General features: G+C 72.0%; 19 protein-coding genes and 1 riboswitch. Of the genes, 7 read left to right on the top strand and 12 right to left on the bottom strand.

All coding sequences use genetic code 11. The features are described from left to right. Positions 1-109: 109 nt before the first annotated feature. Positions 110-325, top strand: coding sequence for a 50S ribosomal protein L28 (locus RLT59_RS39280; RefSeq protein WP_399126822.1), 216 nt, complete (start codon positions 110-112; stop codon positions 323-325). A gap of 381 nt (positions 326-706) precedes the next feature. After that, the gene (locus RLT59_RS02940; protein WP_311301897.1) at positions 707-2065 is read left to right on the top strand and encodes an MFS transporter; all 1359 of its coding nucleotides are present in this window, start codon (positions 707-709) and stop codon (positions 2063-2065) included. Positions 2066-2083: 18 nt separating this feature from the next. On the opposite strand, the gene RLT59_RS02935 is transcribed toward RLT59_RS02940, so the two are convergent. The 6 genes from RLT59_RS02935 to RLT59_RS02910 all read right to left on the bottom strand — a co-directional run bounded on the left by RLT59_RS02935 (position 2084) and on the right by RLT59_RS02910 (position 7565). Then, positions 2084-3484: a purine-cytosine permease family protein gene (locus tag RLT59_RS02935; RefSeq protein WP_311301896.1), complete on the bottom strand. Its 1401-nt coding sequence runs from the start codon at positions 3482-3484 to the stop codon at positions 2084-2086. After that, a riboswitch (TPP riboswitch) is annotated at positions 3475-3569 on the bottom strand. (Overlaps the previous gene by 10 nt.) A 107-nt stretch (positions 3570-3676) precedes the next feature. Further along, complete coding sequence (locus RLT59_RS02930) at positions 3677-4171, bottom strand: FBP domain-containing protein (RefSeq protein WP_311301895.1); 495 nt, start codon at positions 4169-4171, stop codon at positions 3677-3679. 49 nt (positions 4172-4220) lie between these two features. Continuing rightward, on the bottom strand, positions 4221-4727 hold the full coding sequence (locus RLT59_RS02925) for a nucleotide triphosphate diphosphatase NUDT15 (RefSeq protein ID WP_311301894.1): 507 nt from the start codon (positions 4725-4727) through the stop codon (positions 4221-4223). A gap of 80 nt (positions 4728-4807) precedes the next feature. Further along, a complete protein-coding gene (locus RLT59_RS02920; protein WP_311301893.1) occupies positions 4808-5707 on the bottom strand; it encodes a hypothetical protein in 900 nt (299 codons plus the stop codon). Further along, positions 5704-6717 (bottom strand): SPFH domain-containing protein, encoded by a 1014-nt coding sequence (locus tag RLT59_RS02915; RefSeq protein ID WP_311301892.1) that lies wholly within the window; start codon positions 6715-6717, stop codon positions 5704-5706. The genes RLT59_RS02920 and RLT59_RS02915 overlap by 4 nt, the downstream gene beginning before the upstream one ends. Positions 6718-6935: 218 nt before the next feature. Beyond that, positions 6936-7565 (bottom strand): TetR/AcrR family transcriptional regulator, encoded by a 630-nt coding sequence (locus RLT59_RS02910; protein ID WP_311301891.1) that lies wholly within the window; start codon positions 7563-7565, stop codon positions 6936-6938. A gap of 157 nt (positions 7566-7722) precedes the next feature. Here RLT59_RS02910 and RLT59_RS02905 point away from each other — a divergent pair, with 157 nt between their 5' ends. Then, on the top strand, positions 7723-8583 hold the full coding sequence (locus RLT59_RS02905; RefSeq protein ID WP_399124709.1) for a phosphatase PAP2 family protein: 861 nt from the start codon (positions 7723-7725) through the stop codon (positions 8581-8583). After that, the gene (locus RLT59_RS02900) at positions 8580-9533 is read left to right on the top strand and encodes a DMT family protein (protein WP_311301889.1); all 954 of its coding nucleotides are present in this window, start codon (positions 8580-8582) and stop codon (positions 9531-9533) included. The genes RLT59_RS02905 and RLT59_RS02900 overlap by 4 nt, the downstream gene beginning before the upstream one ends. Positions 9534-9583: 50 nt before the next feature. Here the strand turns inward: RLT59_RS02900 and RLT59_RS02895 are convergent, their stop codons facing one another. After that, positions 9584-10141, bottom strand: a complete 558-nt coding sequence (locus RLT59_RS02895) for a PadR family transcriptional regulator (protein WP_311301888.1) — start codon at positions 10139-10141, stop codon at positions 9584-9586. Between the two features lie 63 nt (positions 10142-10204). Then, entirely contained in the window at positions 10205-12220 is a 2016-nt protein-coding gene (locus RLT59_RS02890) for an FAD-dependent oxidoreductase (protein WP_311301887.1), read from the bottom strand. A 239-nt stretch (positions 12221-12459) separates the two neighbouring features. Between RLT59_RS02890 and RLT59_RS02885 the strand changes: the two genes are divergently transcribed. Further along, a complete protein-coding gene (locus RLT59_RS02885) occupies positions 12460-12996 on the top strand; it encodes a DoxX family membrane protein (RefSeq protein ID WP_311301886.1) in 537 nt (178 codons plus the stop codon). 61 nt (positions 12997-13057) lie between these two features. Here the strand turns inward: RLT59_RS02885 and RLT59_RS02880 are convergent, their stop codons facing one another. Further along, positions 13058-14707, bottom strand: coding sequence for an FAD-dependent oxidoreductase (locus RLT59_RS02880; RefSeq protein ID WP_311301885.1), 1650 nt, complete (start codon positions 14705-14707; stop codon positions 13058-13060). A gap of 52 nt (positions 14708-14759) precedes the next feature. After that, the gene (locus RLT59_RS02875; RefSeq protein WP_311301884.1) at positions 14760-15680 is read right to left on the bottom strand and encodes an AurF N-oxygenase family protein; all 921 of its coding nucleotides are present in this window, start codon (positions 15678-15680) and stop codon (positions 14760-14762) included. Positions 15681-16224: 544 nt separating this feature from the next. Here RLT59_RS02875 and RLT59_RS02870 point away from each other — a divergent pair. Together RLT59_RS02870 and RLT59_RS02865 are read left to right on the top strand one after the other, a co-directional pair. Continuing rightward, complete coding sequence (locus RLT59_RS02870) at positions 16225-16758, top strand: EF-hand domain-containing protein (protein WP_311307596.1); 534 nt, start codon at positions 16225-16227, stop codon at positions 16756-16758. Between the two features lie 173 nt (positions 16759-16931). After that, positions 16932-17852, top strand: a complete 921-nt coding sequence (locus tag RLT59_RS02865) for a class I SAM-dependent methyltransferase (protein ID WP_311301883.1) — start codon at positions 16932-16934, stop codon at positions 17850-17852. An 85-nt stretch (positions 17853-17937) separates the two neighbouring features. Here RLT59_RS02865 and RLT59_RS02860 read toward each other — a convergent pair whose 3' ends face one another. Together RLT59_RS02860 and RLT59_RS02855 are read right to left on the bottom strand one after the other, a co-directional pair. Then, a complete protein-coding gene (locus RLT59_RS02860; protein ID WP_311301882.1) occupies positions 17938-19026 on the bottom strand; it encodes an NAD(P)-dependent alcohol dehydrogenase in 1089 nt (362 codons plus the stop codon). Between the two features lie 2 nt (positions 19027-19028). After that, positions 19029-20435, bottom strand: a complete 1407-nt coding sequence (locus RLT59_RS02855) for an aldehyde dehydrogenase family protein (protein WP_311301881.1) — start codon at positions 20433-20435, stop codon at positions 19029-19031. Positions 20436-20439: the final 4 nt, after the last annotated feature.

The raw sequence follows: 20439 nt of genomic DNA, 5'->3' as shown, positions 1-20439 counted from the left end.
CGCGAGCGCCCCGAACTGGCCCTGGTCCTGATCACCCACGACCTCGCCACCGCGGCGACCGCCGCCCGGATCGCCGTACTGGACGCCGGCCGCCTCATCGAGCAGGGGCCTGCGGAACAGGTCCTCGCGGCGCCGCTGCCTGGTGACACGTCGTTTGGACCCCGACCCCCGGAGCAGGCGATGCCGGCATGTGCGGCTGGGGCTGAGCGCGCGGGCCGTCAAGACGGCGGACGTCGTCGGCGTCGGGGCCGCCGTCGCCCGGACCCGAGCCCACGGGGGCCGTTTCCGATGCCGAGGAAGCCCATGCTCGCGGTTCGCAGGCTGATCCTGATGGTGCTGATGGCGGCGGACCGCAACCAGCCCTCGGGCGGCGCGAGGCCACCGGGGGTCGCGGACTCTCACACGTAGGTGCGCAGCTCCGGCCACATCTCTCCCCAGGGGCGGCGGGGGCCCGCGCTCGGGGCCAGGGGTGATGGCCACCACGGTGGTGGCGTCCGGGTTGCCCGGACCCCACCACCAGCCGGAGTTGTGGGCGCTCACGGCGGTCTCGATCCCCCGGCCGCGGAGTACACGCCTCCCGGGCCGCTCGTACCTTGAGGTATCCGGCGGGTGCTTCACCGGAGTATCAGGACTGGCTGTGCCGGGGCCCGGGAATAGCTTGGCTCCCGTAGGCGGCCGAGGTACCTCCGACGGGCGGGATGGTCCGATGCAGAGCACAGCCGTACGCCTCGGCGGCGCCGAGGACCCACTGGGTCCGGGCTATAAGTGGATCGCGCTGTCGAACACCACGCTGGGTGTGCTGATCGCGACGATCAACCTGTCGATCATCCTCATCGCGCTGCCGGACATCTTCCGCGGCATCGGAGCGGACCCCCTCCAGCCGGGCAACACGAGCCTGCTGCTCTGGCTGATCATGAGCTACATGGTCGTCACCGCGGTCCTGGTGGTGAGCTTCGGCCGGCTGGGTGACATGTACGGCCGGGTCCGGATGTACAACCTGGCATTCGCGGTCTTCACGCTCTTCTCCGTACTGCTCTCGGTGACCTGGATGCACGGCACAGCCGGCGCGCTGTGGCTGATCGGGATGCGGGTGCTCCAGGGCGTGGGCGGAGGGGTGATCACCGCTATCGTCGGCGGGCTGGCCGTGCTGGGGCTCTTCTGTCTGATCGAGACCCGGGTCGCCCAGCCGATGTTCCATCTGGCGCTGTTACGCATCCGCGCCTTCACAGCGGGGAACGTGGCGAGTCTCCTGGCGTCCCTTGGGCGCGGCGGCCTGATGTTCATCCTGATCATCTGGCTCCAGGGGATCTGGCTGCCCCGGCACGGCTACGGCTTCGAGCAGACCCCGCTGTGGGCCGGTATCTACATGCTGCCGCTGACGATCGGTTTCCTGATCGCCGGTCCGTTCTCCGGGTGGGCCTCGGACCGCTACGGCGCCCGGCTGTTCACGACCGGAGGCATGCTCCTGGCGGCCGCCACCTTCGTGGCGCTCAAGGCCCTGCCGGTCGATTTCGACTACTGGCTCTTCGCCCTGATCCTGCTCGTCAACGGTCTGGCCATGCGGCTCTTCGCCTCGCCCAACCGGGCGGCGATCATAAACAGTCTGCCGCCGGACCAGCGAGGGGTGGGCGCGGGAATCAGCACCACCTTCCAGAACTCCGCCACGGTGCTGTCGATCGGCATCTTCTTCTCGCTGATGATCGCCGGGCTCGCGAGTACACTTCCGGACACGCTGGCCCACGGACTCACCGAGCAGAGCGTGCCGTCCGCCGACGCGGCACGCGTCGCGGCCCTGCCACCGGTCGGCGTGCTGTTCGCGGCGCTCCTCGGATACAACCCGGTACGCAGCCTGCTCGGCCCGGAGGCCCTGGCACAGCTGCCCACCAGCCACGCCGACTACCTCACCGGGCGGGCCTTCTTCCCGACGCTGATCTCCGGACCCTTCGAGCAGGGCCTCTCCGTGGCCTTCGACTTCGCCATCGCGGCGTGCCTGGTGGCCGCGGTCGTCTCGCTGCTGCGCGGCGGCCGCTACGTGCACGGCGAGACGGAGACCGCGAAGGCGTGACGCGCCCTGCCAAGGCCGTCAGGCGCGGCGGCGCAGCCGCAGCGGGGCGTACACGGCGAGGGCCGCGAGGAACGCCACCCCGTAGGCGAGGTCCGCCCCGTGCAGCGCCCGCGCCACCGGGCCCACGTACAGGCCGGTGCTCATGAACGGCACCGCCGCGGCGAAGGCGACGGCGAAGGCGGTGAGGGCCGGCCACCACGGCTGGGGGCGGGCGCTCTCGGCGGCCAGGTCGACGGGGGAGCCGCCGCGGGCCCTGGCCCGGACGATCCAGTCGACGGCCACGATCGCGACGAACCCGGGGATCCAGTAGCCGACGAGCAGCAGCACGTTCTGGAAGCGGGCCGTGGTGTCTGCCGCGTGCATCCACAGGACGAGCGGGAAGCCGAGGGCGGCGGCCAGTGCGGCGGCGACGGGGCGCGGCAGGCGGACGCCCATGGTCTGCAGTGCCAGCGATCCGCTGTAGTCGTTCATGGCGTTGCTGCACAGCGCGGCGAGCGCCACGGCAAGCAGCCCGAACGCTCCGAGCGCGCCCCCGCCCAGCAGGGTGTCGATGCCGTGCGCGGTCTGGTCGGTGAAGACGGACGCACCCCACAGGCCGAGCGTCTGGACCGCCACGAACGAGACGCTGATGCCGAGCAGCGTGCACCAGAACATCCGGGGCCGCGACGTGGTGCGCGGCAGATAGCGGCTGAAGTCGCTGGCGTACGGCGCCCAGGACAGTGCCAGGCTCAGGGCGATGGTGCACGTCAGGACGAACGCGCCCGCCCGGTCCGCGCCGTGCGCGCTGCCGGTCGCGGCGGGGTGCACCCCGTCCAGGAGCTTCGTGGCGAGTACCGCGAAGGCGGCGGCCAGGACGAAGGTCATCACGGTCTGGAGCCGGTGGATCACCTCGTATCCCAGGACGCCGAGCGCGCCCTGGGCCGCCATCATGACCAGCACTCCCAGCCAGAAGGGCCAGCCGCACAACTGGGCCAGCGCCTCCCCGCCGAACAGCCCGATCAGCGCGTCCCAGGCGATGGACGACAGCCACTGGAGCGTGCCCGGCAGCACCACACCCCGGCCGAACGCCAGCCGGGCGAGCGGGAGTTGCCCGGCACCTGTCTGACTGCCCCAGGTGCCCAGATACGCGGTGGGCACGGCGCCCACGAGGGTGCCGAGCACGACGGCGGTGAGCGCCGTGGCGAAGTCCAGGCCCAGCGCGATCCCGACGGTGCCGGTGAAGACCCCGGTCATGGTCAGGTTGGGGGCGAACCAGACGGTGAACAGCCGGCCGGGCCCGCCGTAGCGGCGGTCCTCGGGGACGGGCGCTATCCCGTGCGCCTCGACGCGCAGATCGCCGGGGGCGGTGGGCATCCGCCCGTCGAACGCGGGCCGCGGGTCCGTGGCCGCGCGCTCGTCCTGGGCATACGGCAATGACATGAAGACATCCCTCCGCCAGTGCTAACTGGTTCAGGTTCGACGGGTGTGTTCTCAGCCCCTGTGCGGGGCACCCCGTGTCCGGTGTGGCGGCCAGGATAGCCGGGTGCGTGTGCGCGGAGCGCGACGGGAGGCGGTGCGCACCCGATCACGCCGGAGTTCCGGCAGGCCGACAGGGCCCGGCCGGTCCCCGGTTCAGCTGAAGAGCTTGGCCACGAACGCGGTGAGGTTGGCCGAGGTGCGGGCGATCTGTTCCTCCACCGTCAGCGACTCCTTGAACCGGGCGCCGGAGGGGACGGCCTTCTTCCCCCGGACGTAGAGCGAACAGGCCAGGTCGGTGCACATGTACAGGCCGACCGAATTGCCCTCGCGCCCGGACTGCCCGGTCTTGCGGGCGGTCATCAGGGAGACCCCGCTGCCGGGGTGTGTGGTCAGACAGAGCGAGCACATGCTCCGGTGCAGGAAGCCGCGCTGCTGGGAGGGGAAGCGGAGCGTGATGCCCGCCGTCCGGCCGTCGTACTCGGTGACGATGTAGCTGCGCCCGGGAGCGGACAGGTCACGCCAGCCGAGGAAGTCCAGATCCTCCCACGGCAGCTCCTCGAAATCGCGCGGGAGCGGCAGACGCTTGGCCTCCCCCTTGGAGCAGTTGACGAACGATGTGCGGATGTCCTGCTCGGTCACGGCTTTCATGACATCGACGCTAACTGTGCCTACGACCCCTAGGCAAATGAATAATGAATTAGGGGTTCACCTGTGAACCCTCGGGCAGTACGGCCAGCCGGTGGGCGGGCGGGTGCTCGATGCCGAGATCGGGGCGCCAGGCCGCGAGGATCTGCGCCGAGGGGTCGAACAGCGGCGTCGGCAGTTCCTCGGGCCGGGTCCACCGCCAGGCACTGATCAGATGGGGTTCGGTCACCTGCGGGCTGCCCGACTCCACGGTGACCAGGGCGGCCATCGTCACCCGGTTGATGCCGCCGGCCACGTCGTGCAGCATCGCGAAGACGCTCATGCCGTGCTCGGCGACCTCAAGCCCGGTCTCCTCGCGCAGCTCCCGCACCGCGGCCGCCGCGATGGACTCGCCCGTCGGATCGACCTTCCCGCCGGGCAGCTCCCAGCTGCCGCTGTGGTGCCGGCCGAGCAGGACGCGCCCCCGGTCGTCCCGCACGATCACGCCCACCCCCAGCGCGGCCTGGGCCTGCGGCGGCCGGGAGTTGCGGTCCGGGATCCGCGCCGTTTCGCCGTCCATGTCTGCTCCTCCGACTCATCGGCGGCCGGTGACCGCCACAAGGCATCGAGCCTAAGGGCGGGCGGCGCGGGCGCCCTCGGTCATCCGGCCAGCCGCAATGACGTGGGCGCGATGCCGAGCCGCACCGTCTGCCCCCACGCCAGCTCCAGCGCGTCCGACTCCATGCCGTCACCGAAGACCACCACCCGGTCGGACTCCACGGTCAGCCGCAGCCCCTGCCCGTGCCCCAGCTCGCCCGAGACCAGCGAGGTGCCGGTGACGGGTGACGGCCAGGCCTCCCGGACGAACCAGAGCAGCCGGGGGTCGGTGGGCGCCGGCAGCGCGAGCGGGCTGCGGCGCTCCTGCCACAGCGAGCGCAGCCAGCCGGTGGCGCCGGTGCCGGTGCCGACCAGGACACCGGAGGACGCCTGCGGTTCCGCGGGGGAGTCCGCCGTGTCCGGGCCGAGCCGGTAGCGGGCAGTCTGGTGCCCCGGCGGGCCGAGATAGATCTCGTTGAGCGCCACCAGCCGCTGGGTGTCGTCGGCCACCGCCTCGACCATCGTCAGCTCGTCCGCCGTGCCGCCCGGCGCCACGGCCGCCCGCAGCAGCGCCGCCGCGTCGGCGGGCCGGTGGCGGACCAGGACCCCCGGATTGCGTCCGGGATCGGTGTCGATGCCCACGACCGGCTGTCCGGAGAGGTACTTGGCGGCGTTGGCGACCAGACCGTCCTGGCCGACCACGACCACCACGTCCTCGGGCGCGAACAGGAACCGGTCCAGATCCTGGCGCTCCACCCGGGACTGCCGCCACTGCAACGGAACGGCCGCCGCCACATCGCTGAGCGCCTGCCGGGTCCGCTCGTGCCGCCGGGCGACCTCCTCGATGGACCGGCCCCGGCTCGACAGGAAGAACGCCGCCTGACCGTGCGTGCCGTGCCGGGCGAGCAACTCCTCGTACTCGGTGGTGCGATGGACCAGCACCGCTCTCGGCGCCAGGCTCATGCCCGGCTCTCCGGAGCGGGCCGGCCGAGCTTGGTGAGCAGGCCGGTGAGGACGTCGGGCGAGAGGGTGAGGCTGTCGATGCGCGGCAGGTTCTCCGCGAGCCGGGTGGCGGCCAGCGCGTGCAGGGTCGCGGCCTCCACCTCTCCGTGCACCCGCAGCCAGGCGGCCTGGGACTCGGCGCGGGCCGCCCCGACCTCACGCGCCGACTCCGCCTCTGCGCGGGCGAGGCGCACCTTGCGCGCCGCCTCGGCCTCGGCGCGCACACCGTCGGCCGCGGCGTTCTCCTCCGCCTCGCGCCGGGTGTTGGTGCCGCGTTGCTCGACGAGCTGCTCCTCGCGGCGGGCCAGCTCGATCTGGCTGGCCAGCTCGTTCTCCGCGATGGTCCGCTCGCGCTCGACGGCTACGGCCCGCCGTTCGTACGTCGCGCGGTCGGCCTCCTGCTGGATCTGCTCCCGGGCGGGAGTGCGCAGGGCCCGCTCCACCTCGGCCTCGGGCCGGATGGCGACGACGCGCACGGCCACCACCTCGATCCCGGTGGCCGGCAGCCGGGGCTCGTCGGCCAGCCCGGCGGCGACCCGTTCGCGCACGGCGGCGACGCCGTCGACCAGTGCGCCGGCCAGCGGGGTGCGGGCCAGTACGTCCAGGGTGTGCTGCTGGGCCGTCTCGGTGAGCAGCGTGGCGATCTGCTCCAGCGGTGCGCCGCGCCAGACGCCGGTGTCGGGGTCGACGGAGAAGTCGAGGCGCGCGGCGGCCTCTGCCGGATCGCTGATCCGGTACGTCACGGTGGCCTGCACGGTGACGTCCTGGAAGTCGGCGGTGCGGGCGTGGAAGGCCATGGCCAGTTCGCGGTCGTTGACCGGCACTTCGGAGAGCGCGGCGCTGAGTGACCGGTACCAGAAGCTCAGCCCCGCTCCGTCGTGGGCGAGTACCCCGCGCTTGTGGTGGCGGATGTGAGCCGTGGGTGCGGAGCGCAGATGGCGCCAGCCGAAGCGCCTGGTGATGTCGGCCATGGTGGGACCCCCTTGTTTTCGTCATGGAGACGATAACGGGCGGCGTGTCATATCGTCAAGAGGACGAGAAGGGGGTGGGGTGGCGCGAGCGCATACGAAGACGGGCGGCCGGTGACCTCCGAAGAAGTCACCGGCCGCCCGGACGGTGCGCCGCCCCCGTCCCCACGGTGCGGCGCGGGCGGGCCGCCGTCATCCGCTGGGGCGACGGCCCACGTCTGTCAGGGCCCGGACGCGGGGGCGCCCAGGCCGAGTGCGGGAAGGACGGCGCCCTCCACGAAGCGGACCAGGAAGTTCTCGTCCGCGCAGGTCTCCTCCAGCAGGGGCCGGGCGCGCATCACGCCCAGCAGCTGCGCCGAGACGAACTCCGTGGCGGGGTTGTCCGCCGCCACCTCGCCGCGTTCCACGCCGCGCCTGACCATGGCGTCGAGGGCCGCCATCTCCGGCAGGATCAGCGACTCGCGCAGGGCGCACAGCAGCTCGGGGCTCTGGAGTGCGGCGTGACTCAGCGCCAGCATCAGCGTGGTGTCGCGGCCCGAGCCCTCGCCGATGGCCTTCGCCGCCTCGCGCAGGTCTCCCGCCAGTGTGCCCGTGTCGATCCTCGGCAGCAGTCCGCGCCGGGTGCCGTGCAGGGCGGCGACGACCAGCTCCGGTTTGGAGCCCCACTGTCGGTAGAGCGTGGACTTGCCGCAGCGGGACCGGGAGGCGACGCCCTCCATGGTGAGTGACTCGTAGCCGCTCTCCCTGAGTGTGTCGAGGACGGCCGTGTAGAGCTCCTGGGCCCGTTCCGGTGTGATTTTCGAGCGGCGTGGCGCGGGGGCCGTCTTCTGCCCGGTTTCCTGCGACGACATGCGCGTTCCCTCTCTGCGACTCTGCGACTCTGCGACGAGGTCCATCGATACGCCAGTGTACCGATACGGCAGCGTATCGGTACACTGGCGTATCGATACGGCATGGGCTGTTCCATGCCGCCGTAACACCGCTTCGTCAGCAAAGGGGCACCGGGTGATGTTCGCCGGCAGCAGGCCCGCAGATAGGGAGCCGGACAGCGCTGCCCGACCGCCCCTCGTCCGCGAGCTTCTTCTCGTCGTGGGGCTTTTCGCGATCTACAAGTTCGGCCGCCAGGCCGCCAACGGCCACGTCGATGAGGCGTTCCACAACGCCGGACACGTCTGGGACGTCGAACGCGCCGTGCACCTGCCCGGCGAGGGAACCGTGCAGAGGCTGCTGCTCCACAACGAGACGCTGATCCACCTGGCGAACACCTACTACGCCACCGTGCACTTCCCGGCCACCCTGCTCTTCCTCGGCTGGCTGTACTGGCGCCGCCCGCGCCACTACGTCTGGTCGCGGCGCGTCCTCGCCGTCCTCACCGGCGCCGCACTCGCCCTGCACCTGGTCTTCCCGCTCGCCCCGCCTCGGTTGCTCGCCGCCACCGGCCTCGTCGACACCGGGCAGGTGTACGGGCCGACGGTCTACGGGGCGACGCCCGCCACCGACTCGATGGCGAACCAGTTCGCGGCGATGCCCTCACTGCACTTCGGCTGGGCGGTCATGGTCGGGGTCGGCCTCGTCGTCGCGACCCGCTCCCGGTGGCGCTGGCTGTGGCTGCTGCACCCGGCGATCACCCTGTTCGTCATAGTCGGCACCGCCAACCACTACTGGCTCGACTCGATCGTGGTCGCCGCACTGCTCTCCGTGGCCCTGGCGGCCCTGCGCCTGCCGGGCACGGAACCGGTCAGGCACAAGCCCTGGCCGGCCGCCGCGGCGGGCCCGTACGCCACCGGTCCCTATGCCGTCCCCGCTGCTGTCCCCGCGCAGTCCGGCGACCGCTCCCCGTCCTACGCCACGTCCGGAGCCGGACGATGAACGCCACCCTGATCGCCGTCGCGCTCTCCTTGGTCTCCGCTGCCGCCTACGCGTCGGCCGCGGTCGCCCAGGCACGGCTCGCCGGCCGCACCGCAGCCGGGACCGGGACGCTCCGGCTGCTCGGGCACGGGGCGTGGTGGTCGGCCGTCGGGCTGAACGCGGGCGGCGCGCTGCTGCACGTGGCCGCGCTGAAGTACGGCCCGCTCACCCTGGTCCAGCCGCTCGGCGCCCTCACCCTGGTCGCCGCTGTCCCGCTGGGCGCCCGCGCGGCCGGACGCCGCGTCTCCACGACCGAGTGGCGCGGCACCCTGCTCACCCTGCTCGGCCTCGGGGCCCTGCTGACGACCGCGGGGGGCTCCGCCCCGCATCAGACCCTCAGCCTGGTCGAGGCGCTCGCCGTGGGCGCCGGAACCATGGCGGTCGTGGCCGGCCTCAGCCGTCCGGGCGCCCGCCCAGGGCTGCGGCACGCGGCGGCCTCCGGCATCACCTCCGGTGTCGCCTCCGCGCTCACCCAGACGCTCACGGTCGCCGTCACCGACCACACCACGGGCCCGCTGTTCAGCTGGCGCCTGGTGGTCGTCGCGCTCCTCGTCTCGGCGTTCGCGATGGGCGGGCTGCTGCTCTCCCAGACGGCCTACCGGGGCGGCCTCGGCGCACCGCTCGCCGTGGTCACCCTCGCCAACCCCGTCGCCGCGGCGGCCATCGGCCTCGCGCTGCTCGGGGAGCGCCTCCAGGGCGGGACGATCAGCCTGATCGCGGCGCTGCTGGGCTCGGCCGCCGCCATACGCGGAGTGTTCCTGCTCAGCCGCGCACAGGCCGGACCGCCGCCCGTCGCCGCACCCGTGGCCGTGCCGGACGCCCCCGTACCGTCGCGGGTGGTCATCAGGAGCCCGCGCGCGCTCCGCCCGGAACACGGACACCTCCGCAGGATCAGGGCCGGCCGGTCCTGACCGTGCGGTGAAGGGCCCGAGCGTGCGGTGAAGGCCCCGCCCGGGTCCGGCTACCGCGGGCCGGGTTCCGCCGGGGCGACGGCGGCGTCATCGGCCAGTGCGCGGGTCAGCCAGCCGATCCAGAAGTTCTCCAGGTCGATGCCGCCCCGCAGCACCAGATGGCGCAGCCGGTCCTCCGCCGCCGTGCGCTCCGGCGGGAAGTCCCGCTCCTCGATCGCCAGATACTCCGCGAGCTGCTGCCGGTGCAGCGCCAGATGCCGGCGCAGCTCCGCGTCGAGCCCCGGCGCCCCGACGACCGCCGCCGCCCGCATCCGCAGCAGCAGGGGGTCGCGGACCTGCTTCGGGTCCTCCGGACGGGCCACCCACTCGGACAGCGCCTCGCGGCCCGCCGGCAGCACCTCGTACTCCTTCTTCTGTCCCCTGGCCGGCTGCTCCGGGACGAGCGCCCTGATCTGCCCGGCCCGCTCCAGCTTTCCCAGCTCCCGGTAGATCTGCTGGTGGGTGGACGGCCAGAAGTAGCCGATCGAACGGTCGAACCTGCGGGTCAGCTCCAGCCCCGAAGAAGGCTTTTCGAGCAGGGCGGTGAGGATCGCGTGCGGGAGTGACATGGGGTGCATCCTAAAGACGGCCGGGCGCCGGGCGTTCGGACACCCGGCCCCGGACACGCGCGGTCAGAGCGCGGCCGCGAGCTCCGTGCCCTGACGGATCGCCCGCTTGGCGTCCAGCTCGGCCGCGACGTCCGCGCCGCCGATCAGATGCGCCGGCCGGCCCGCGGCGAGCAGCTCCTCGTACAGCTCCCGCCGGGGCTTCTGGCCCGCGCACAGCACCACCGTGTCGACCGGCAGCAGCCGCTGCTCGCCGTCGACCGTGACGTGCAGCCCGTCGTCGTCGATCCGCTCGTAGCCCACGCCCGCCAGCATGGTCACGCCTCGGTGCCGGAGCTCGGTGCGGTGGATCCACCCCGTCGTCTTCCCGAGCCCCGCGCCGACCTTGCTCGCCTTGCGCTGGAGCAGATGGACCGTACGCGGCGCCTTCGGGCGCTCTGCGGTGCCCAGCCCGCCCCGTTCCCGGTACTCCGTGTCCACACCCCACTGCCGGAAGAACGCCTCCGGGTCCAGGCTCGCCGCGTCCCCGCCGTCGGTCAGGAACTCGGCCACGTCGAACCCGATCCCGCCCGCCCCGACGAGCGCGACGCGGTCGCCCACCGGCGCCCCGTGGCGCAGGACGTCGAGGTAGCTGACCACGCTGGGGTGGTCGACGCCCGGAATCGCGGGGGTGCGCGGCGTGACCCCGGTGGCCAGCACGATCTCGTCGAAGCCGTCGAGCTGCTCCGCGGCGACCGCGGCACCGAGCCGGACCCCGACCTTCTCCTCCGCCAGCCGGGTACGGAAGTAGCGCAGCGTCTCGTCGAACTCCTCCTTGCCGGGCACCCGGCGCGCCACGTTGAGCTGCCCGCCGATCTCCTCCGCCGCGTCGAACAGCGTCACCTCGTGGCCGCGCTCGGCCGCCGTCACGGCACACGCGAGCCCGGCGGGGCCGGCGCCGACGACCGCGACCCGCTTGCGGGTCCTGGTCGGTGACAGCGTGAGCTCCGTCTCGTGACAGGCCCGCGGATTGACCAGACAGGAGGTGACCTGACCGCTGAAGATGTGGTCCAGACAGGCCTGGTTGCAGCCGATGCAGGTGTTGATCGCGTCCGCGCGGCCCTCGCTCGCCTTCACCACGAAGTCGGGGTCGGCGAGGAACGGCCTGGCCATCGACACCATGTCCGCGCGCCCCGCCGCGAGGATCCCCTCCGCGACCTCCGGGGTGTTGATCCGGTTGCTCGTCACCAGCGGTACGGAGACGGCGCCGCGCACCTTCTCCGTGACCCAGGTGAACGCGCCGCGCGGCACCGACGTCGCGATGGTCGGGATCCGCGCCTCGTGCCAGCCGATACCGGTGTTCATGATCGTCGCCCCGGCCGCCTCGATCTCCCTGGCGAGCAGCACGACCTCCTCCAGCGAAGAACCGCCGGGCACCAGGTCCAGCATGGAGAGCCGGTAGATGAGGATGAAGTCGCGGCCGACCCGCTCACGGACCCGGCGCACGATCTCCACCGGGAAGCGGATGCGGTTCTCGTACGAGCCGCCCCAGCGGTCGTCGCGGTGATTGGTCGCGGCGGCGATGAACTCATTGATCAAGTAGCCCTCGGAGCCCATGATCTCGACGCCGTCGTAACCCGCGCGCCGCGCCAGCGCGGCCGCCGTGACGAAGTCCTCGATGGTCGACTCGACCTCGTCGTCGCTGAGCGCGTGCGGGGTGAACGCGCTGATCGGCGCCTTGACCGCGCTCGGTGCCACCAGACCGGGGTGATGGGCGTAGCGCCCGAAGTGCAGGATCTGCATGGCGATCCGGCCGCCCGCGGCATGCACGGCCGAGGTCACCCGCGCGTGTTCTGCCGCCTCCGCCTCCGTGGTCATCTTCGCGCCGCCGGGAAAGGTGCAGCCGGCGTCGTTCGGCGCGATGCCACCGGTGACCATGAGGCCCACGCCGCCGCGCGCACGGGCGGCGTAGAACGCGGCCATGCGCTCGAAGCCGTGCTCGACCTCCTCCAGACCGATGTGCATCGATCCCATCAGGACCCGGTTCGGGAGAGTGGTGAACCCGAGGTCGAGCGGGCTCAGCAGATGCGGGTACGGGCTCATGCGGCGGCTCCTCGCGCAGTGTCGTCGCACCAGTTCTAGAGCACCGGCACGCCATTGTGCAACAAGTTGCATAATGGCGTACATCGCACTGTGCCATGGGTCACCCGTCCCTCGGCCGGTGCCCGGACGGCCTAACAACGTGACCCGTCGGGGCGCCGAGGCGCGGAGAGTGGATCCGTACCGCACCCGGGGCCCCTCTTCCGTCCGGCCGGGGCCCCCGAACCCTTCCGGAGAACCCCATGGGCAGCGTGAACCGTCGTGACTTCGGCCTCCTCCTCCTGCGCGTCGGCACCGGCGCGGTACTGGCCGCGCACGGCAGCCAGAAACTGGTGGGTTGGTTCGGCGGCGGAGGCATCGAGGGCACCACCGCCGCGATGGAGGCGATGGGCTTCCACCCGCCGAAGCACAGCGCGGTCGCGGCCGGACTGGGGGAGGCCGGCGGCGGCGCGCTGCTGGCCCTGGGGCTGGCCACGCCCGCGGCGGGGGCGGCGGCCGCCGGTGCCATGGCCGGTGCCGTGGCCGTCCACGCGCCCGCCGGGTTCTTCGCGCAGGGCGGCGGTTACGAGTACCCGGCCTTCCTCGGGTTCACGGCTGCCGCGATCGGGCTGATCGGCCCCGGCCGCTACTCCGTGGACCAGGCCACCTGCCACGTGTTCAACCGGCCCTGGACGGTGGCCCTGGCCTTCGCGGGCGGCGCGGTGGCGGCTGCCGCCGTCGTCGGCAAGCGGGCCAGGGGACAGGTCCCGGCCCCGGCGCCGACTCCGGAGGAGTTCTGATCCGGCGGGAGACCTGAGCCCGGGGTTCCAGCGTCGGCCGGCCGGGTCCCGTGCCGTCCGGTCAGTTCGGTGGTCTGCGGCGGCGGCCGCGCTTCGCCGCCGCGACCAGCGCGGGCACCGTGGCGAGTTTGACCCGGGGGCGGCCCTGCTCGCGGCCGCCCGCCAGCTCGGCCCGTTCGATGGCCGCCAGCCCCCTGGCGTCTATGACATCGCGGCCCCGGCTCCGGGCGAGGCGGTGGAACGCCCGGGGCGGGAGAGCGGGGGAGGGCAGTACGCCCGCGACGGCGTCGGCCAGGAGAGCGCCGACGGTCTCGGCGGCGCAGGTGCGATTGGCCCCGATGCCGCCGGACGGGCCCCGCTTGATCCAGCCGACGACGTACGTCCCCGGCAGGCCGGTGACCCGGCCGCCCTCGTGCGGAACGGTCCCGGTCGTCTCGTCGAAGGGCAGCCCCGGCACCGGCAGACCCCGGTATCCGATCGCCCGCAGAAACAGCCCCGCGGGTATCTCCCGCCGCCCCTCCGCGGCCGTCACCCGCACCGCTTCGACCTGGTCCCGGCCGAGCACTTCCGCCGGGGCCGCGTGGAAGCGGAAGACGATGCGCCGTGCGGCGGCCGGCGTACGCGGCCGGCCGGCCTTCTCCCGTGGCACGTCCCGGAACAGCGCCGCCTTCTCGCCCGGCGCGGCGGTGTCGATCGCCTCGCCCGTCCTCGGGTCGCTGTCGTCGACGACCAGCTCCACGCCCGGCAGGTGCTTGAGGGCGAGCAGTTCGGAGGCGGTGCAGGCCGTGTGCTCCGGGCCGCGCCGCCCCAGCAGCACCACCTCGCGCACCCTTGAGTCCCGCAGGGCCGTCAGCGCGTGACCGGCGATGTCCGTGTCCGCCAGGGCGGCCGGATCCGTGACGAGGATGCGCGCGACGTCGAGCGCGACGTTGCCGTTCCCGGCGACGACCACCCGTTCCGCCGTCAGGGCGACGCTCTCCGGCGGCGTCTCAGGGTGGGCGTTGTACCAGGACACGAACGAGGTGGCCGAGATGCTGCCCGGCAGATCCTCGCCCGGGATGCCGAGCCGCCGGCCGGTGGAGGCGCCGACCGCGTAGATCACCGCGTCGTGGTGCTCGGCGAGTTCCTCCACGGTGACGTCCCGGCCCACCTCGACGCCCAGGGCCATCCGTACCCGGGGGTGCGAGTGGAAGCGCGCGAACGTCTCGCCCGCCTTCTTCGTCGCGGGGTGGTCGGGCGCGACTCCGTAGCGGACGAGGCCGCCTGCCACCGGCAGCCGGTCCACCAGTGTGACCTCGGCGTTGGTGTGCAGCAGCAGGTCCTCCGCGGCGTACATTCCGGCCGGTCCGGTGCCGACGACCGCCACCCGGATCGGCGCGAAGCCGGACGGCAGGCTGCGCGGGAACGACGGCGCGCCCCAGACGTGGAAGTTCGGCCCGGCGACCGGCTCCGGCTCCCGGTCCTCGAAGTAGGCGGCGTTGATAGCGGCGTACTCCTTGCGCGCCCCGAAGAGGCTGTCCACCGGGAAGACCGCGTCGACCGGGCAGGCATCCGCACAGGCGCCGCAGTCGATGCAGGTCGCCGGATCGACGTAGAGCATCTCGGTGCTGCCGAAGGCCTGTTCCTCCGGTGTCGGGTGAATGCAGTTGACGGGGCACACGGCGACACAGGTGGCGTCGCTGCAGCAGGTCTGGGTGATGGCGTAGGTCATCTCGGCATCTCGTCGGCTCGGTCGCTCGGTCGGTTCGGTCGGCGCGCGCCGGTCAGATCAGGGAGGCGCGCTTGTAGAAGAAGAGGGCCGGTTTGGTGAGGAGCCGCGCCGAGGCCAGGAACTCCATCAGGCCCGAACAGCTCGACCTCATCAGCGACTTGTGATGCTCGTTGGCCCCCGCCTCGCTGCGGGCGCGCTCGCTGTCCAGCCCGGCGTTCGCGTAGACGTCCCGGTTCACCATGCTGGTGACGATGTAGTACGAGGCGATCGCGACCACGAGGGAGTTGATGTGGCGGCGCACCGGACCCGCGTTCCGCAGCCGCCTGCGGGTCTCGTCGCGGGCGAACTTCATGTGCCGTGACTCCTCGACCACGTGGATGTTGTTGATGGTGCGGACGAACGGCGCGACCCGTTCGTCCCGCATCCAGTCGCGCTGCATCACGTCGAGCACCTCCTCGGCGACGAGGATCGCGGCGTAGGCGGCCTCTCCGAAGGCAAGTGTCTTGAAAGCCCTGCCCAGTTCGACCACCGCGCGGTGCGGCCGGTAGGCCGGTGCGCCGAGCTTCGCCGCGCCCCGGGCGAACATGATGGAGTGCCGGCACTCGTCGGCCACTTCGGTGAGTGCCCACTGGAACCGCAGGTCGGTCGGGTCCTTCGCGTACATGTCGCGCAGCACCATCTGCTGCAGGATCATCTCGAACCAGATGCCCGTGCTGGCGACGGACGCGGCCTCCTGGCGGGTCAGGGCCTTGCGCTGGGCGTCGGTCAACTCCTGCCAGTAAGCGGTCCCGTAGAGCGTGCTCCACTCGGGGCTCGCTCCGTGGTGGTCCGGGTCCAGGGGGGTGTCCCAGTCCACCTCGGCGGCCGGGTCGTACGACAGCTTCGCGGCCGAGTCGAGCAGACGCCGGGCGACGTCCTGCCCGGCGGACCGGTCCTGGTGGTGGTCCTCCGGCTGAACAGTGCTGCTTGCCATGGAGCGGCTCCTTGAATCGAGGGAGATCGACCCGACGGCACCCGACCGGAGCCTCATCCCTGCCCACTCGATGAGACAGCCGGCCGCCGGACACCGTCCTCGCTTATTAGACGTGGCGTCTAGCAAGCTGTTGGACGGAAGGTATAACAAGAGCGGGCGTCGGCCTACCCCTGTGCGGCACATTCGTACGGTCTCTCCACGGCTCGTCGGCGTCCCGGCCGCAACTCCGCCCGGCGGAGAGTCCGGCGGGGACCCCGGCTGAGGGGGTGTCGGGCCGGCGTCTGACCGGAGGGCCGGAGCGGGATGCTCACGCCTTCTTCGCGTTCCGAAAGCCTGATTTTCCGCGGTACACATCATCCGGATGAAATGCACCCGTTCAGGTGAATCAATGGGGATTTTTCAAGCAGGGGCGATCGCCGGTTGGATAGTAAAGGGGCGGCCGAAGTCCGGGCATCCGGGCGAGGCCGGTAAGTGCGGTGACAGATCATTCGTTGATTCCTTCCGGCCGCCGGAGCGGTTCGGTCAGAAGAAAGGTGGCTGGGCTGTGCGTGTAGAGGCAACCAATCGGGTCAGGCTTGTTTTCTCGCTGTTCGACGCCAACGTCAATGGCGTTCTCGAAGCGGACGACTTCGAGCTCATGGCGAGTCGTGTCATCGAGGCGGCACCCGATTCCGACGACACGGCGAAGAGCGCCATGGTGGCCGCGTTCCGGCGGTACTGGTCGACCCTCAGCGCTGAGCTGGACGCTGACGGGGACGGCCTGATCACCTTCGACGAGTACGCGGCCTGCGTACTGTCACCTGAGCGTTTCGACCTGGCGGTCAGCGACTTCGCCGAGTCGCTCGCCGCGCTGGGCGACCCTGACGGCGACGGTCTCATCGAGCGGCCACTCTTCATGGCGCTGATGACCGCGATCGGTTTCGAGCCCCCGAACATCGACGCCCTTTTCGATGCCTTCGGGCCTTCGGATTCCGATCGGATCGAGGTCACGTCCTGGGTGGTCGGCATCAAGGACTACTACAGTCCGGAAAAAGCAGGTATTCCCGGTGACTGCCTTGTCGGGAGTGCGTCAGTCTGAAATCGCGGTCCCGTTCCGAATGGAATCGGACCCGTTATTTCAATGTGTCACTCCAACGTGTCACTCCAACGTGTCACTCCAACGTGTCACTCCAACGTGCCGCTGCCTGTGGCCCCCTGTGTCTCAGGGTGTTCTTGGCCGGCGCGGAGTATCGGATCAGTGGGAGAGAAGGGATGGAAGGCGTGAATGGGGCGGCAATATCCGAAGGGGCGGGAGAAGCGGAAGGGGTGGCGGGAGGTGTCGGTCTGACCGCTCTTCTGGTCGCCGCGGCACGCGCGATCGAGACCCACCGCCACGACCCCCTGGCACGGGACGTCTTCGCGGAGCACTTCGTGCTCGCCGCACCGGCATGCGCGGGCTGGCCGGTGCGCATCCAGCAGGTTCCCGACGGGGACGCGAACCCCCTGTGGGGGCGATTCGCGCGCTACTTCGGTCTGCGGACGAGAGTCCTAGACGACTTCCTCCTCCGGTCGGTGCACGCGGACGCCCGCCAAGTGGTGCTGCTCGGAGCAGGGTTGGACTCCCGGGCGTTCCGGCTCGACTGGCCTGCGGACTGTGTGATCTTCGAGGTCGACCGGGCGGGCGTGCTGGCCTTCAAGCACGAGGTGCTCGACGGGCTGTCGGCCGCTCCCAAGGCGACGCGCATACCGGTCCCGATCGACCTGCGCGCCGACTGGTCCGGAGCACTGACCGCCGCCGGCTTCGACCCGGCCGCACCGAGTGTCTGGTTGGCCGAGGGGCTGCTGTTCTACCTGCCCAGCGCCACCGAGACCCACCTCATCGACACGGTCGACCGGCTGAGCGCCGCAGGAAGCGCCCTCGCGTTCGAGGTCAAACTCGACAAGGACCTGCTGGAATACCGCGACAGTCCCCTCTACACCTCGACGACCCAGCAGATCGGCATCGACCTCCTCACCCTCTTCAACAGGGAGACGAGACCCGACTCCGCCGGCAATCTGACCGCCAAGGGCTGGTCCGCATCGGTCCACACGCCCTTCGACTACACCCGCCACCACGGACGCGGCCCGCTGCCCGAGGAGAACGACGCCCTGGCGGGCAACCGCTGGGTCTTCGCGAACAAACCACGGTCATAACCCTGTTGCCGGCCGGTGGACCGGTATACCCCCTCGGCCCCGCGCCCGCGAAAGCGGCCCTGCGCCCGCGAGACCGGTGCTGCGTCTACGGAACCAGCACCGGTTTGACCACGCGGCCCGCCTCGCAGTCGCGTTCGGCCTCGTTGATGTCGGTGAGCGGGTACATACGGATCAGCTGATCGAAGGGGAACCGGCCCGCCTGCCACAGCGCGGTCAGCCTCGGGACGAACAGCCGCGGCACCGCGTCCCCCTCGCAGATGTGGGAGATCCGCCGGCCCCGGTCGAGCGAGCCCGGTTCGAGCGGCAGGGCGCCGCGGAGCCGTGCCACCAGCCCGAGATGACCGGCCGGGCGCAGGGCCCGGAGCGCGTCGTTGATCAACGGGGCGGAGCCCGTGGTGTCCAGCGCGTACTGGGCGCCGCCGTCGGTCCGGGCCCGGATCCGGGCGGCCAGCCCGGACGATCCGGCACGCAGCGCGATCGCGCCGAACCGCTCGGCCAGGGCCAGCCGTTCCGGGAACCGGTCGACGGCCACGGTCACCGCCCCGGCGGCGGTGGCCGCCATCACCGCGGCCAGACCCACCGCCCCCGCACCGAAGACCGCGAGGGTGTCACCGGGACCGACGCCGAAGGAATTGAGGACGGCTCCGGCGCCGGTCAGGAAGCCGCAGCCGAGGGGGCCGAGCAGTTCGACCGGCAGCGAGGCATCGACCCGCACGGCATTGCGGGCCGGGACCATCGCGTACCCGGCGAACGACGACTGTCCGAACCACCGGGGAGCCAGCCCGCCACCGGCCGCGTCCCTGAACCGCGCCGCGTGCTCCGCCCGCCCTCCGAAGAGGTTGAGCGAGGCGAACGAGTCACAGTAGGCGGGGGCGGCGCTCAGACAGGTCCGGCAGTGTCCGCAGGAGTCGAAGCCAAGGACGACGTGGTCCCCGGTGCTCAGGCCGGTGTCCGGGCCGCCCGTCTCCACCACCACCCCGGCCCCCTCGTGGCCGAGCACCGCCGGAAGCGGTGAGCGGCCCGCCGAGTGCCGTACCGCGAGATCGGTCCGGCACATCCCGCAGCCCGCGATCCTGACCAGGATCTCGCCCCGCGCCGGCCCCTCCTCCAGGACCACCTCCTCGACGGTGAACGGGTCCCCGTACGAGCGCAGTACCGCCGCGTCGAACCTCATCCTCACCCCTCCTCCTGCGGCCGGTGCACGACGAACGGCCTGAGGTTCCCGTACAGCCCCCACGGGCCGCCCGCGACGCCGACCCCGCTCTCCTTGATGCCCGCGAAGGGCTGGGCGAGGGACAGTTCGGCATGGTGGTTGATCCACGCCGTTCCGCATTCCAGCCGGCCGGCGACCGCCTCCGCCCGGTCGAGGTCGGTTCCCCACACAGAGCCGCCCAGCCCGAAGCGGGTGTCGTTGGCCGCCTCGACCGCTTCGTCGAGGTTTCCGTAAGGCAGCACCGGGAGCACCGGACCGAACTGCTCCTCCGTCACCACCGCACTGTCGGACGGCACATCGGTGAGGACCGTCGGCGCGAAGAAGTAGCCCGGCCGGTCCAGCCGCTGGCCACCGGCAGCGGCGCGGGCACCGTCCGCCAGGGCCTCGGCCGTGCGGTCCGCCACCCGGGCCAGCTGCTGGGCGTTGTTGACCGGCCCCAGCCGCGTGCCCGGGTCGAGCCCGGCTCCGACCACCACGGACTTCGCGTACTGCGCGAGGGCCTCCACCACGCCGGAGTGGAGCCGGGCCGGGACGTAGACGCGCTTGACCGCCATGCAGACCTGCCCGCAGTTGCGGAACGCCGACCAGAACAGCCGTTCGGCGATCCGTTCCACGTCCACGTCATCCAGCAGGATCGCGGCATCGTTCCCGCCCAGCTCCAGCGTGACCCGGGCGAGCGAGGCCGCCGCGCCCTCGGCGACCGCCCGCCCGGTGGGAACCGAACCGGTGAAGGTCACATGGCGGATCCCCGGATGGCACGCGAGACGAGCGCCCAGCGGTTCACGGCCCGTGACGACCGTCAGCACGTCCTCGGGCAGGGCGGCGGAGATCACGGACACCATCAGCCGGGTGGCGAGAGGGGTGAACGGGGACGGTTTGAGCACCACCGTGTTGCCCGCGGCGAGCGCGGGGGCGAACTTCGCAGAGGCGAGCTGGAGCGGAAAGTTCCACGGGACGATCGCGGCGACCGGGCCGAGCGGCCGCCAGCGGATCTCGCTGCGCACCGGACGGCCGTCCGTGATCGGCAGCGGCCCGGGAGCGGACCCCGCGAAGTAGCGCAGGCGGGCCGCCGTGCGGGCGACCTCGGCGTACGACTCGGTGAGGGGTTTGCCCTGTTCGCGGGTGAGCAGCGGGGCGAGACCGGGGCCGGCCGCCTCCACGGCGTCGGCGGCCGCGAGCAGGGCGGCGGCGCGGGCGCCGTCATCGGCCCGCCAGTCACGCCAGGCGTCCTGGGCCCGGCCGACGACGGCGTCCAGCTCGTCCGCCTGCTGGTCGGGGGAGTCGTCGAAGGCCTCGCCCGTCGCCGGATCGACGACGGCGAAACGCCCGCCGCGGGCACCGGGCCCGCGGCGGGGCCGGCAGTTCGGCATGCCG

Source organism: Streptomyces sp. ITFR-6, from assembly GCF_031844725.1.
GTDB lineage: Bacteria > Actinomycetota > Actinomycetes > Streptomycetales > Streptomycetaceae > Streptomyces.
This window is presented reverse-complemented; position numbering and strand designations above follow the sequence as displayed.

Coding starts and splice junctions, on each gene's coding strand:
- RLT59_RS02940 (WP_311301897.1), top strand. CDS start 707: ATGCAGAGCACAGCCGTACGCCTCGGCGGCGCCGAGGACCCACTGGGT.
- RLT59_RS02935 (WP_311301896.1), bottom strand. CDS start 3,484: ATGTCATTGCCGTATGCCCAGGACGAGCGCGCGGCCACGGACCCGCGG.
- RLT59_RS02930 (WP_311301895.1), bottom strand. CDS start 4,171: ATGAAAGCCGTGACCGAGCAGGACATCCGCACATCGTTCGTCAACTGC.
- RLT59_RS02925 (WP_311301894.1), bottom strand. CDS start 4,727: ATGGACGGCGAAACGGCGCGGATCCCGGACCGCAACTCCCGGCCGCCG.
- RLT59_RS02920 (WP_311301893.1), bottom strand. CDS start 5,707: ATGAGCCTGGCGCCGAGAGCGGTGCTGGTCCATCGCACCACCGAGTAC.
- RLT59_RS02915 (WP_311301892.1), bottom strand. CDS start 6,717: ATGGCCGACATCACCAGGCGCTTCGGCTGGCGCCATCTGCGCTCCGCA.
- RLT59_RS02910 (WP_311301891.1), bottom strand. CDS start 7,565: ATGTCGTCGCAGGAAACCGGGCAGAAGACGGCCCCCGCGCCACGCCGC.
- RLT59_RS02905 (WP_399124709.1), top strand. CDS start 7,723: ATGTTCGCCGGCAGCAGGCCCGCAGATAGGGAGCCGGACAGCGCTGCC.
- RLT59_RS02900 (WP_311301889.1), top strand. CDS start 8,580: ATGAACGCCACCCTGATCGCCGTCGCGCTCTCCTTGGTCTCCGCTGCC.
- RLT59_RS02895 (WP_311301888.1), bottom strand. CDS start 10,141: ATGTCACTCCCGCACGCGATCCTCACCGCCCTGCTCGAAAAGCCTTCT.
- RLT59_RS02890 (WP_311301887.1), bottom strand. CDS start 12,220: ATGAGCCCGTACCCGCATCTGCTGAGCCCGCTCGACCTCGGGTTCACC.
- RLT59_RS02885 (WP_311301886.1), top strand. CDS start 12,460: ATGGGCAGCGTGAACCGTCGTGACTTCGGCCTCCTCCTCCTGCGCGTC.
- RLT59_RS02880 (WP_311301885.1), bottom strand. CDS start 14,707: ATGACCTACGCCATCACCCAGACCTGCTGCAGCGACGCCACCTGTGTC.
- RLT59_RS02875 (WP_311301884.1), bottom strand. CDS start 15,680: ATGGCAAGCAGCACTGTTCAGCCGGAGGACCACCACCAGGACCGGTCC.
- RLT59_RS02865 (WP_311301883.1), top strand. CDS start 16,932: ATGGAAGGCGTGAATGGGGCGGCAATATCCGAAGGGGCGGGAGAAGCG.
- RLT59_RS02860 (WP_311301882.1), bottom strand. CDS start 19,026: ATGAGGTTCGACGCGGCGGTACTGCGCTCGTACGGGGACCCGTTCACC.
- RLT59_RS02855 (WP_311301881.1), bottom strand. CDS start 20,435: ATGCCGAACTGCCGGCCCCGCCGCGGGCCCGGTGCCCGCGGCGGGCGT.